The sequence below is a fragment of the Corynebacterium pilosum DSM 20521 = CIP 103422 genome (assembly GCF_000373805.1).
GTDB lineage: Bacteria > Actinomycetota > Actinomycetes > Mycobacteriales > Mycobacteriaceae > Corynebacterium > Corynebacterium pilosum.
Genome location: NZ_KB892454.1, coordinates 15,561 through 27,538, shown reverse-complemented (window position 1 = coordinate 27,538; position 11,978 = coordinate 15,561). Strand labels below are relative to the sequence as shown.

The window sequence follows — 11,978 nt, the reverse complement described above, 5'->3', positions numbered from 1 at the left end:
AAGGGTGGGTTGAGTGTGTTGTCGAATATGTGCCTGCTGTGCCCGTACCACAATGGTAAAGCCGGTGACCAGCAGCATTACAGCACGAGTGGCGGGATAGCGTACCGGATTCTGCCCGGTGGCGAGGTGGTGGCCAATGACCACCCGTTGGCCGGGCTATCACCGCCCAGGCTTCGTCGTTAAGCGATCAGCCCGACCAACCCCCGTCCCAGGGCGACCACGCCGCCGAACACAGCTAAGCCGAGGGCCAGCTGGTAGGCGCGGGCGCGCGGGACGTGCGGGGCTACCTTCATGCCCAAAAAGATGCCGACCGCCATGGCGACAAGACCGACGGGCCACACCATCGGGTCGACGGCGGAAAGATCAGCGGCGCCAGTCACCAGCTTGATACCGAAAGAAATCGCCCCAGACACCATGAAGATCGGCTGGAGGGTGGCGGCGTACATCCGCTGTGGCCACCGCGCGGCTGTGGCGTAGACGGTAATCGCCGGGCCCGCGATGCCGGCGAGCGTGTTCATGAATCCGGCAACCACGCCAGACAGTGCCATCGGGGCCGTGCCGGAGACCTGCGGCACGTGGCGCTTCCCGATCGTCACCACCGACAACGCGATCAGCAGCAACACACCCGCCACGATCAGCAGCCAATCCGGCGACACCGAACGGATCAGCCACGCGCCCGGCCCCGCCCCCAGCACCAGCACGGCGGAGATGATGGCGAAGTTGCGCCAGTGCACATCCTTGTACACCGTCAGGGTGGACATGGCGGCGTTGACGGCGGCCAGCACGTTGAGCACGAGGATGCCGTCTACGGGCCCCATCGCGATCATCAGCACGGGCCCGCCGATCAGCCCCAGCCCCATGCCGGACACGCGCTGCAGGAACGCGCCCGCCAGCACGGTGAGGAACACCACCGCGGCCAGGATCACGCGTATTTTGCTTTCATCGCGTCAAGGACGGTGTCGGGGACCAGGCCGCTGATGTCGCCGCCGTAGCGCACCACTTCTTTGCATAACGACGAAGAGACGTAGCCGTATTTTTCGTCGGTCATCAGGAAGAAGGTCTCCACGCCGGACAGCCGCCGGTTCATCTGGGCCATGGGCAGCTCATAGTCATAGTCCAGCGAAGAACGCAGGCCCTTCACCAACGCTCCGACGCCATGCTGCGTGGTGTAATCGACAAGCAGGCCACCCCAGCTGTCCACGCGCAGGTTGGGGATGTCGGTGGTGACGTCACGGATCAGATCCATGCGTTCGTCGATAGTAAACAGCCCGGTGTTTTTCTTCGGGTTCCCTGTGACCAGAACGATGATTTCGTCGAAGTTGCGGGCGGCCCGGCCGAAGATGTCGAGGTGCCCGTTGGTGACGGGGTCGAAGGATCCGGGGCAGACGGCGATGGTCATCTAGGTGGTCCTTTCGTCGGCGCTGTAGACAGCCATATCCATGCGCGCGATGCCGTAGAGGCGCTTTTTCAGCTTCTGTCCCGTAGGAGTGTAGCCTTCCGGCCACGCGGTTTCGGGCGATTCGCGGTGCCTTTCGACGACCACGGCCGCTCCGTCCACGAGCACAGGCTTAAGCGCCTCGAGCATTTCGGCGACGGCTTCGTCGGCAAGCTCGTACGGCGGATCGGCGAGCACCATGGAGAAGTGTTCGCGTGGGGCGCGCGCGACGTAGGTGGAGGCGGCGACAGGTTCGATCGTGACGTTCGGGTGGCCAACCACCCCCGCGTTGTATTCAATGACGGCGACCGCGCGCGGATCGTTTTCCACCAGCACCACCTCGTCCGCGCCCCGCGACGCGGCCTCCAGCCCCAGCGCCCCGGACCCGGCGAACAGGTCCAGCACCACCTGGCCGGCGAAGCCGAAGCGCGCTTCCAGCGAGGAGAAGAGGCCTTCGCGGGCCCGGTCGGAGGTGGGGCGGGTGCCCTCGGGTGGGACTTTGATCTTGCGGCCACGGGCGTCGCCGGCGATGATGCGATTCATGCCAGCAGAGTATACCGCTAGCTCTTTTCCAGGTATTCCAGGTCTTCCTGTTCCAAGTCCGCGATGAGCGCCCGGGCACGCTCAGGGTGCTTATCGACGAAGGCCTCTGCGTCCGTGTTTGCCCTGTAGATGATCTCGAAATCCTTGCTCAGGCTGAGCAACCGGAGCCGCCGCTGGGTGCCGGACTGTGAGGTGCCCAGCACGTCGCCTTCGCTGCGGGCGGCCAGGTCGAGCTCAGCGAGTTCGAAACCGTCCGCGGTGCCCGCCACCGCGGCCACGCGGTTGAATTGGGGCGTGTGTTCGTCGGCAAGCGTGTGGAAGAGGCAGAGCGACTTGTGCCCGCCACGGCCGACGCGACCGCGCAGCTGGTGAAGCTGGGAGATGCCGAAGGATTCGGATTCGCGGATCAGCATGACGGTGGCGTTGGGGACGTCGACGCCCACCTCGATCACCGTGGTGGACACGAGCACGTCGATGCCGCCGGCGGCGAAGTCCTTCATGATGGTGTCTTTGTCCTCGCCTTTCATGCGCCCGTGGAGCACGCCCACGGTCAGTCCGGCGAATTCGGTGGCGCGCAGGTGGGCGGCTACCTCGAGGACTCCCCCGTCGCCCTCGATGCGCGGGCACACCACGTAGGCCTGGTGGCCGGCGTAGACCTCTTCGCGGATTTTCTCCCAGCCGCGCGCAACCCATTTGGGTAGGAATTCGGGCACGACGGAGGATTGGATCGGTTTGCGCCCGCCGGGCAGCTCGCGCAGGGTGGATACTTCGAGGTCGGCGAAGACGGTCATGGCGATGGTGCGCGGGATCGGGGTGGCAGTCATGACTAGCATGTGTGGGGTGTAGCGCTCGTTTTTGGTGCGCAGTTGGTCGCGCTGTTCCACGCCGAAGCGGTGCTGCTCGTCGACGACGACGAAGCCGAGGTCGAAGAAATCGACCGAGTCTTGGATCAGGGCGTGCGTGCCGACGACGATATCTGCCTCACCGGTGACGATCGCCAAGAGCGCCTCCTGCTTCTGCTTCGCACCCATCGAACCGGTCAAGGCCACAACCCGGACCGGAACGGCAGCGTCCATGAGCGTGAGCTGGAGGGAGCGGGCGTGTTGCATGGCCAGCACCTCCGTGGGTGCGAGCAGGGCGCACTGCTTGCCGTTGTCGATGGCTTGCAGCATCGCCAGCAGCGCCACGATCGTTTTGCCGGAGCCGACCTCGCCTTGCAGCAGCCGCATCATGGGGCGGGTGCGCGACAAATCGTCGGAAAGCTCGCTGACCACCTGCTGCTGGCCGCGCGTGAGCGGGAACGGGAGGCCGCGCAGCATGCCGTCCTGGTCGCGGCTCTCCACGCGCGGCAGTGCGGGCGCGGTGTCCTGGGTGGAATCTTTACGACGCAACGCCATCACCAAGGCGATGGACATGGCCTCGTTGTACTTCAGGCGGCGAATGGCTTCGGCGGGACCGGCGTGGCCAGGTTCGTGGACCTGGCGCAGGGCGTCGTCGAAAGGAATAAAGCCGTCGGGGGTGTCGCCGAGTGGCTCGTCGAGAGGCGGGATCGACTCCAAGATGGCGTGCACCGCGCCCATGATCGTCCACGTGCTGGCATTTTTCACCGCCGGGTAGACGGGCAGAAAGTCGCGGCTGGCCAGCATCGCGCCCAGATCGCCGAACTTGCCCAGCTGCAGCAGCGCCCCGCTTGCCTTGCCGGAGCCGTCCAGCAGCACATAGTCCGGGTGCGACAGCTGCGGGGTGCCGCGGAAGAACTTCAGAGTGCCTGTCACCATCAGGCGCGTCCCCACGGTCAAAAGCTTGTCTAGGTAGTGGGCGTTGAAGTAGGTCGCTTCGAGGCGGGAGGTGCCGTCGTCAAGCGTGATCTTCAGCAGGAACTTTCCCTTCGGGTAGAGCCTCGTCACATCGACGATCGTTCCCATGAAGCTGATCGCGTCGCCCTCAGCAGCGCTGAGCAGACCCTGCGAGCTGCCGTAGTGCAGGTAGCGCCGCGGGTAGTGCTCCAGCAGCTCCTGACACTCCGTATAGCCCAGGTGTTTCGTAATCTTCCTGGCCTGCGGCAGCGGCAGCACTTCCCCGAGCTGGCGAGTATCCCGAAACCCCAGCATTGTCTATTCCACCCCGATCTCCGCTTCTACAGTCAGTCCATCTGCAGGATAAACCACCACGTCCACGCCAAGCGCGGAAGAGAGGTGTTCGTCGTCAAGCGCGCCCTTGCCGACCAGCAGCGTCACCTGTTCCCCACCGGATTCCAGCAGGCGCGCGCAGCAGGTCTCCACGGTTTCAGTCAGCGTGTCGCCCACGGCCGTGATGTCGCCGTGCGCGTGCGCCAGGTAGTCCCCCTTCGCACACGCCCCGGCTTGGGTGAGTGCGGCGCGTTCGGCGCGCGTGACGACGGCCGTGCGCATCTCCCCTGCGGCCTCACTCATCGTGTAGGAGGCCGTGGCCAGCGGCTGGTCCGGGTCGTGCACCGCCAGCGCCGCGATGCCGGAGACTAGGCGCACCGTCGGCAGCAGCATGATGGACTGCTCGAACGCGGCAGTGGCTTTCTCCACGGCGACCAGCGCCCGGTTCGACAGCAGGCCGTTGGGCAGCAGCACGACTTCTTGGGCCCCGGAGGCGCGGATCGCGGAAAGGATCTCGCTGACCACTGTCTCGCCGGGGGCCACCACCGTCGCTCCGGCCTGCTGGTACAGGTCCGACAGGGACCCCGGCGGCGTGACCGCCAGTACCACCCGCGAGGGCGCTTGAGTCCGCGGGCCTTCCGGCAACACCTCCAATCGCAGGTCGCTGACCTCGCCGTGGGCAAAAGCGGCCTCGATCAGCCTGCCTGCATCGGCCGAATGGATATGCACCGTGGCTTCGCTATCGCTGGCGCGCGCGACCACCAGCGAATTGCCCAGCGGCGCCAGCACGCCCTCCAGTTCGGTGACATCGCCGCGGTAGTAGAACATCACTTCCAGTTCGGCCTGGGCGCGCACCGGTTCGTTGCTTATCGACGATCGCTCCACCTCTTGGCCGGTGATTTCTTGGAGCAGGGTCTCCAAAAGCACGACGAGGCCAGCGCCGCCCGCATCCACAACGCCTGCTTCGCGCAGGACGTCGAGCTGGGAGGGGGTGTTGGCCAGCGCGGTGCACGCGGCGTCGTAGGCGGTGCGGGACACGTCGACAAGTTCGCCCTCGGCGGTGGCGGCGGTGGCGGCACCTGCTGCGGCTCGCAGGACTGTCAGGACGGTGCCTTCGACGGGGTCGGCGATCGCGCGGTCAACAAACTCCACGGCCATGGTCAGGGCGTGGGCCACGGCGTCCGCCCCGATCGGGCCCTGGCTCGCCGAATGTGCCAGGCCGCGCAGCACCTGAGAGAGCACCACACCAGAGTTTCCGCGCGCACCACGGATGCTGCCCGTGGCTAGGGCTCCGGCGACTTTGTGGGCGGGGGCATCGTCGTTAAGCGCACTGGCGCTCTCGACGGCGGCTGCCATCGTGTGGGCCATGTTGGAGCCGGTGTCGGCATCCGGGACGGGGAACACGTTGAGCGCGTTGATGTCCGCGCGGCGGCGGTTTAATTCTTCGGCGGCGTGCCGGGCCCAGGACTGCAGGCGGGCACCATCGAGCTCAACAGGATAGGACATGGATCCCTAGCTTACAGTTGCCAGTTCACAGGTGCGGCACCCTGGCGGGCCAGTGCCTCATTCGCCGCGGAAAAAGGCCGCGACCCAAAGAACCCGCGGCGCGCCGACAACGGCGAGGGGTGCGCGCTGGTGATGCACGGGGTATTACCCAGAAACTGTTGCGCGGTCTGGGCGTCCCGGCCCCACAGGATGGCCACCAGTGGTTGGTCACGCGCCGCAAGGGCTGCGATGGCGTGGGCGGTGACTTCCTCCCATCCCTTGCCGCGGTGGCTGGCAGCCTGGCCGGGGCGTACGGTGAGCACGCGGTTGAGCAGCATCACGCCCTGGTTGGCCCAGGCGGTGAGGTCCCCGTCCTCCTTGGGGGCTACGCCGAGGTCGTCGTGAAGCTCCTTGTAGATGTTGACCAGGCTGCGCGGGGCCGGCACGCCGGGGGCGGTGGAAAAGCTGAGTCCCATCGCGTGCCCGGGTGTCGGATAGGGATCTTGGCCGACGATGAGCACCTTGACGGCGTCGAAAGGATCGTGGAAGGCGCGCAGGATGTCGCGGCCGGCGGGCAGGTAGGCGGGTTCGGCGCGCAGAAAGTCACCCATGCGGTGGATTTGATCGGCGACCGGCTCGAGCACCGGCTGCCAGGAGGGGTGTACGGGGAGCTCTGTGTGTTGCATTAGAAGCTTTGCCATCCTTGTCCGTATTTCGGCGGGCGGTTGTCGATGGTCACGCCCTGGCCCTTGACTACTTGCCCGATGGAGCGGAAACCGCTGGGCGCCTGGCCGGACGTGGTGGCCAACAGCGTGTGGTCCTCCCCGCTGGATAAGACCCATTCCCACGGGTCCACGTCGAGCAGCGTGCCGGCTTCCTTCAGCAAGGCATCCGGCGCGATAGCCACCGAGGAGAGGTTGATCCCCACCCCGGAGCGGCGCGCGATGGTCCCCAGGTCGTGGCAGAGCCCGTCCGAATTGTCGGTCATGGCGGTGGCGCGGGCACTACGAGCGATGACCCCGCGGCCCGGCGTGAGCTCCGGGGCCTGGTGGGCGTGGATCAGCGGGTGAAGCTGCTCAGGCACATCGATCCCTGCGGCCAGCAGCGCCAGGCCCGCGCCGGAGTACCCGATCTTGCCGTGCGCCACCACGCGCTGCCCGATCCGCGCCTGGTCCAGGGCCAGCTCCGGCAGGTTCCCACCCAGCGACCCAATCGCCGTAACCGAGATGACCAGGTGTTCACCGCCGGTGAGGTCCCCGCCAACCAGTTCGGCAGCATATTCCTCACAGCGCGCCCCGATACCTTCAGCCAAGCCCTCGATCACGGCCAGCGGGGTGGTTTCGGGCGCGGAGATCGCCAGCAGCGCCGCCAAGGGACGCGCCCCCATGGCCTCAATATCGGCGAAGTTCTGCACGATCGCTTTGCGCCCCACCTGGTACGGCGTGGTCCAGGCGGGATTGAAGTGGCGGCCTTCGACCAGCATGTCAGTGGTGGCCACGGTGCGCGAGTTGGGCGAGGCATGGTGCAGCACCGCCGCGTCGTCGCCGTTGATGCGCGAGGGCGCGGCGGCGATGATGGCGTCGATAGTGCCAAGCTCGCCGACGTCGGCCACAGTCGGGCCGCTGGTGGGGAAACCCATGCTAATCATGGAAAGGGCAGGCCTTTCAGTAGACTTATCAGGTATGTCTGACGATACATCGCGTGCAGGTGCGGAATTCAACCGCACTCCGGTCTATATCAGTTTGGCCATCGCCCTAGCGCTTGTTGTCGGCGTATTGTTCGGAGCGAAGTGGTTCTTCGACCAGGCTACGAACCAGCCGGTGGCCATGGGCCCGGTCGACGCACCCGATGCGGATTCGCCTGAGTGCCAGGCGCTTATCGACGAGCTCCCTGGCGAACTCTTAGGCCACGACCGAGCGGAGTTGCTGGAACCTGCCCCGGCCGGTGCCGCCGCGTGGCAAACTACCGAGATTGAGCGGATCACGCTGCGCTGCGGCGTCGACATGCCCTTGCAGTACGACGAGTACACCCCCACCAAGGAGATTGGTGGCGTGGAGTGGATGCGTGTCGACGATCCCACCCCCGAATCAAGCCTGTCCACCTGGTACACCACTGACCGCTTCCCTGTCGTAGCGGTCACCGCCGACGAGCACGGGCTAGATGGTGCTGAGAACCCGGTAGAGGACTTGCCGATCGACATGCTGGAGCAGCGCCCCGCTGAGTTCAACTCCGCTCCCCTGTCCGGGCTTGCCGCCAATGAGGGCGATCTTGAGACCTGCGAACCCCTGATGGAGACCCTGCCCGAGGAGGTCGCGGACGGTTACACCCCAGTGCGTGTCGACGAGCCGGCGACCGCCGTGTGGACCGCACCGGGTGTCGAACCGATCGTCCTGCGCTGTGGCGTGGCAGATCCCGAAAACTACCAGGCCGGGGAACAGCTCCAGCAGATTAACAACGTGACGTGGTTCGAAGACACCCGCCTGATCAACGGTTCCACCGCCGCGACCTGGTTCGCCCTGGGCCGTGACGCCAACGTGGCCGTCAGCGTGCCCCAGAATGCGGGCAACGCGGCGATCGTGCACATCACCGAGGCGATCGAGCAAGCCCTCTAGGCCGGCCTTAGGCTAAGGCCGTTTGGATAAGCGTGTCCAGCAGCTCGTCGTAAGGCACGCCCGCAGCCGCAAACACCTGCGGGTACATGGAAATCGATGTAAAACCGGGCATCGTGTTGATCTCGTTGAGCACCGGACCCTCCGCGGTAACGAAAAAGTCCACGCGCGCCAAGCCGGTGCAGTTCAGCGCGCGGAACGTCTCCACCGCCAGCGCCTTGATCTGGCGGATCGTGTCCTCGTCATAAGGCGCAGGAATTTGGGCAGACACCACGTCATCAAAATATTTGGTCTCGTAGCCGTAGAAGCCTTCGTCGGAATCGTTCGTGCCCACCAGCAGCGCCGGCGGGGAGGCCACGATCGAACCGTCAGGATATTCCAGCACCCCGACCTCAACCTCATCGCCCACCAGCTCGGCTTCCACGATCACCTTGTCGTCCGACTCCCGGGCCAGGGCGATCGCCGCGGGAAGGTCGCCCCAATCGTCGACACGCGAAATGCCGATCGACGAACCACCACGCGCCGGCTTGACGAACACAGGCAGGCCCAGGCGCGCCTTCTGATCCTCCGGCAACACGTCGCCTTCGCGCAGGATGAACTCATCGGTGATCGGCAGCTGCTCCGCCACCATGAGCTTCTTCGTGAACTCCTTGTCCTGCCCGCACGCAGACGACAACACGCCCGTGCCCACATAAGGAATGCCGCTCATCTCCAGCAATCCCTGGATCGTGCCGTCCTCGCCGAACGGGCCGTGCATGACGGGAAAGACCACGTCGGCGGTAGCGATCAACTCGCCGGTATCGACCATGGTGATCTGGCCGCGGCGGGTCGGGTTAATGCTCAGCGCGACCTCCGGGCCAGGCGCCACGGACGGGCGCTGCTCCCCGGCGACCGGGTCGAGGCTACCCTGCACCCACACACCGTCGCGCGTGATGCCGATGGGGATGATCTCATATTTCTCCCGATCCAGCGCCCCCATGATGGAGCCCGCGGAGATGCACGAGATGGAATGCTCAGTGGACTGGCCACCATAAACAACTGCTACACGAATCACTGACTCAGACTACCTTTCCCTACAACCCTGGCCTATTCCGACTTCTTCGATCGGCCCATCAGCGCCACAATCGTGTCCGCGACCGACATGTCCTGGTGGCACACGCCGAACACCGCCTGCGTGATTGGCATCTCCACGCCCACGGTGCCTGCTAGGTCGAACACGCTTTTCGACGAGATGACGCCCTCTGCGACTTGGCCCTGGGTGGCGGCCGTTGCTTCTGCCAGCGTGCCGCCCTGGCCCAGCTGGTAGCCGAAGGTGCGGTTACGCGACAGGGGCGAATTGCACGTGGCGACGAGGTCCCCTAGCCCCGCGAGGCCGGCAAAGGTGCGGGGGTCTGCGCCCAAGGCGGTGCCCAGGCGAGTGATCTCTGCCAGCCCGCGGGTGATCACGGTGGCCAGCGTGTTCTCCCCCAGCCCGCGGCCGGACGCCATGCCGCACGCCAAAGCGATGACGTTCTTACAGGCGCCGGAGATCTCACAGCCAATCACATCTGTATTGGTGTACGGGCGCAGGTAGCTCGTGGCGCAAGCTGCTTGGACCAGCTTCGCTCGGGTGACGTTGGTGCAGGCAATCACGGTGGCGGCGGGCTGTTCGTCAGCGATTTCGCGGGCCAGGTTCGGGCCGGTGAGCACGGCGATCTGCTCGCGGCCGAAGCCGGTGATCTCCTCGATCACTTCCGTCATCCGCTTATAGGTGCCGGTCTCAATGCCCTTGGAGATAGACACGAGTGTGGCGTCTGAAGGCAGCAGGGGCGTCCACTGCGTGAGGTTCTGGCGCATGGTCTGCGAAGGCACCGCGAACACGACGATCGCTGCATTGTCGAGTGCTTCGGCCGCATCACTTGTGGAGCTGATCGCTTCCGGCAGTTCCACCTCCGGCAGGTAGTCCGGGTTGCGCCTGGTCTCTGCAATCTCGCGGGCCAACTCGTCGCGGCGGGCCCACAGGGTGACTGTGTTGCCGGCGTCTGCAAATACCTTCGCTAGGGTGGTCCCCCACGATCCAGCCCCCATGACAGCGACGTTGACCATTGCCTGCTCCTTCGTCGATACGCGAAAAAATCCGTTGCGGTTTATCTTAGATCAGATAGCGCGCGGGGCCGCGATGCGCCACAATTGAACCCATGGCTAAAAAGAACGTCTTGCTGGAAACAGACAAAGATAAGCGTGGCGAAAAGTGGATCACGGGGCGTTTGCAGCGCATCCCCGCCAAGCCGATCAAGGAATTCCCCAATACCACTCTCGCCGCCGGGGCCGTGCTGTGGCGCCGCGATGATGCCGGTGAGATCGAGGTGGCGTGCATCCACCGCCCGCATTACGACGATTGGTCGCTGGCCAAGGGCAAGGTGGATCCGATGGAATCGCTGCCGGTCACAGCGGTGCGCGAAATCAAAGAGGAAACCGGCTACACGGTGCGCTTGGGCAAGCTGCTGGGCAAGACTGTGTATCCGGTGTCGGGCTCCATGAAGGTGGTCTACTACTGGACCGGCGAGGTCACCGGCGGCGTGTTCGTGCCTAACGACGAGGTGGATGAGATCCGCTGGCTGCCGATGGATCAGGCCCAAGACCTGGTGACCTATGACCTGGACACCGAGGTGCTGAAGAAGGCGGAGAAGCGGCTGCTCCACCCCGCAACCGCGCGTGTGTTGTATGTGCGTCACGCCAAGGCTCATGCGCGCGAGAAGTGGGACGGCAACGATGACCTGCGCCCGCTGGAGAAGAAGGGGCGCCGCCAAGCAGAGATGCTGGTGCCGATGCTCGCGCCTTTTGCCCCGATCCGCATCTATTCGGCGGTTCCCGACCGCTGCCAGGACACAGCCGCTCCCCTTGCCGATGAGCTTGGGTTAGAGGTGGTCGTCGATAAGCGATTCGGCGACGACGGGTGGCTGGACTCCCAGGTGCAGGCCCAGGCGGCGTTCATGGATGTGGTCAACGAGGGTGGTGTGAGTGTGATCGTCGGGCAGGGCCTGATCATCCCGGACATGATCGCGTGGCTGGCGGCGCGGGGGCGGTTGCCGATCGACGATGAGATCAAAGCGAAGAAGGCCAGCGTGTGGTCGCTGGCCTTCCACGATGGTGAGCTGGTGGGCGCGGACTATATGCCGAGCCCGCTGCCCGTGCGCTAATCGGCTAGCTCACCGCGGGCTTGAAGGCGGGGCGCTGTGCTTCGTAGCTTTCGATGTGGTCTTCCTCGCGCAGGGTGAGGCCGATATCGTCGAGGCCCTCCATGAGGCGCCAGCGGGCGTAGTCGTCGATCTCGAAGGTGTAGGTGGAGTTGCCGACGGTGACGGTGCGGTCCTCGAGCGACACGGTGACCTCCATGCCGGGCTCCTGCTCCAACTGCTTCCAGATCAGCTCGATGTCGGACTCGCTCATGATTCCCGCGAGCAGGCCGGCCTTGCCGGAGTTGCCGCGGAAGATGTCGGCGAAGCGTGGGCTGAACACGGCCTTGAAGCCGTAGTCCATGAGCGCCCACACGGCGTGCTCGCGCGACGAGCCGGTGCCGAAGTCTGGGCCTGCGAACAGGACGGAGCCGTTGGCATATGGCTCCTGGTTGAGCACGAAGTCTTCTTCCTTGGTGCGCCAGTTGTGGAAGAGGCCGTCCTCGAAGCCGGTGCGGGTGACGCGCTTTAAGAACACGGCGGGGATGATCTGGTCGGTGTCCACGTTGGAGCGCTGCAGTGGAACGCCGACGCCGGTGTGCGTGGTGAATTTTTCCATAGT

Annotated in this window: 12 protein-coding genes and 1 pseudogene; 3 read left to right on the top strand and 10 right to left on the bottom strand. The window is 65.2% G+C overall.

Annotated features, from left to right (window positions below):
• Positions 1-183 (top strand): annotated as a pseudogene (locus tag B097_RS13625) (hypothetical protein); the annotation flags it as partial.
• On the opposite strand, the gene B097_RS0106875 reads toward B097_RS13625, so the two are convergent.
• From B097_RS0106875 to B097_RS0106845, 7 genes are read right to left on the bottom strand one after another with little or no spacing between them, the layout of a single operon-like run.
• Positions 180-926 (bottom strand): sulfite exporter TauE/SafE family protein, encoded by a 747-nt coding sequence (locus B097_RS0106875; protein WP_018581802.1) that lies wholly within the window; start codon positions 924-926, stop codon positions 180-182. The pseudogene B097_RS13625 and the gene B097_RS0106875 overlap by 4 nt on opposite strands.
• Positions 923-1,399, bottom strand: a complete 477-nt coding sequence (gene coaD, locus B097_RS0106870) for a pantetheine-phosphate adenylyltransferase (protein WP_018581801.1) — start codon at positions 1,397-1,399, stop codon at positions 923-925. The genes B097_RS0106875 and coaD overlap by 4 nt, the downstream gene beginning before the upstream one ends.
• Positions 1,400-1,978 (bottom strand): RsmD family RNA methyltransferase, encoded by a 579-nt coding sequence (locus B097_RS0106865; protein WP_018581800.1) that lies wholly within the window; start codon positions 1,976-1,978, stop codon positions 1,400-1,402.
• 17 nt (positions 1,979-1,995) lie between these two features.
• Positions 1,996-4,089, bottom strand: coding sequence for an ATP-dependent DNA helicase RecG (locus B097_RS0106860; protein ID WP_018581799.1), 2,094 nt, complete (start codon positions 4,087-4,089; stop codon positions 1,996-1,998).
• A 3-nt stretch (positions 4,090-4,092) separates the two neighbouring features.
• Positions 4,093-5,613, bottom strand: coding sequence for a DAK2 domain-containing protein (locus B097_RS0106855; protein WP_018581798.1), 1,521 nt, complete (start codon positions 5,611-5,613; stop codon positions 4,093-4,095).
• Positions 5,614-5,624: 11 nt separating this feature from the next.
• Entirely contained in the window at positions 5,625-6,278 is a 654-nt protein-coding gene (locus tag B097_RS0106850; RefSeq protein ID WP_018581797.1) for a uracil-DNA glycosylase, read from the bottom strand.
• Positions 6,278-7,240, bottom strand: coding sequence for a thiamine-phosphate kinase (locus B097_RS0106845; protein ID WP_018581796.1), 963 nt, complete (start codon positions 7,238-7,240; stop codon positions 6,278-6,280). The genes B097_RS0106850 and B097_RS0106845 overlap by 1 nt, the downstream gene beginning before the upstream one ends.
• Positions 7,241-7,274: 34 nt before the next feature.
• On the opposite strand from B097_RS0106845, the gene B097_RS0106840 reads away from it, so the two are divergent.
• Positions 7,275-8,204: a DUF3515 domain-containing protein gene (locus B097_RS0106840; RefSeq protein WP_018581795.1), complete on the top strand. Its 930-nt coding sequence runs from the start codon at positions 7,275-7,277 to the stop codon at positions 8,202-8,204.
• Between the two features lie 7 nt (positions 8,205-8,211).
• Here B097_RS0106840 and B097_RS0106835 read toward each other — a convergent pair whose 3' ends face one another.
• Both B097_RS0106835 and B097_RS0106830 read right to left on the bottom strand, forming a co-directional pair.
• Positions 8,212-9,255, bottom strand: a complete 1,044-nt coding sequence (locus B097_RS0106835; RefSeq protein ID WP_018581794.1) for a D-alanine--D-alanine ligase family protein — start codon at positions 9,253-9,255, stop codon at positions 8,212-8,214.
• A 32-nt stretch (positions 9,256-9,287) separates the two neighbouring features.
• A complete protein-coding gene (locus B097_RS0106830) occupies positions 9,288-10,286 on the bottom strand; it encodes an NAD(P)H-dependent glycerol-3-phosphate dehydrogenase (protein ID WP_018581793.1) in 999 nt (332 codons plus the stop codon).
• Positions 10,287-10,378: 92 nt separating this feature from the next.
• On the opposite strand from B097_RS0106830, the gene B097_RS0106825 reads away from it, so the two are divergent.
• Positions 10,379-11,380, top strand: coding sequence for an NUDIX hydrolase (locus B097_RS0106825; protein ID WP_018581792.1), 1,002 nt, complete (start codon positions 10,379-10,381; stop codon positions 11,378-11,380).
• Between the two features lie 4 nt (positions 11,381-11,384).
• On the opposite strand, the gene leuD is transcribed toward B097_RS0106825, so the two are convergent.
• On the bottom strand, positions 11,385-11,975 hold the full coding sequence (gene leuD / locus B097_RS0106820) for a 3-isopropylmalate dehydratase small subunit (RefSeq protein ID WP_018581791.1): 591 nt from the start codon (positions 11,973-11,975) through the stop codon (positions 11,385-11,387).
• Positions 11,976-11,978: the final 3 nt, after the last annotated feature.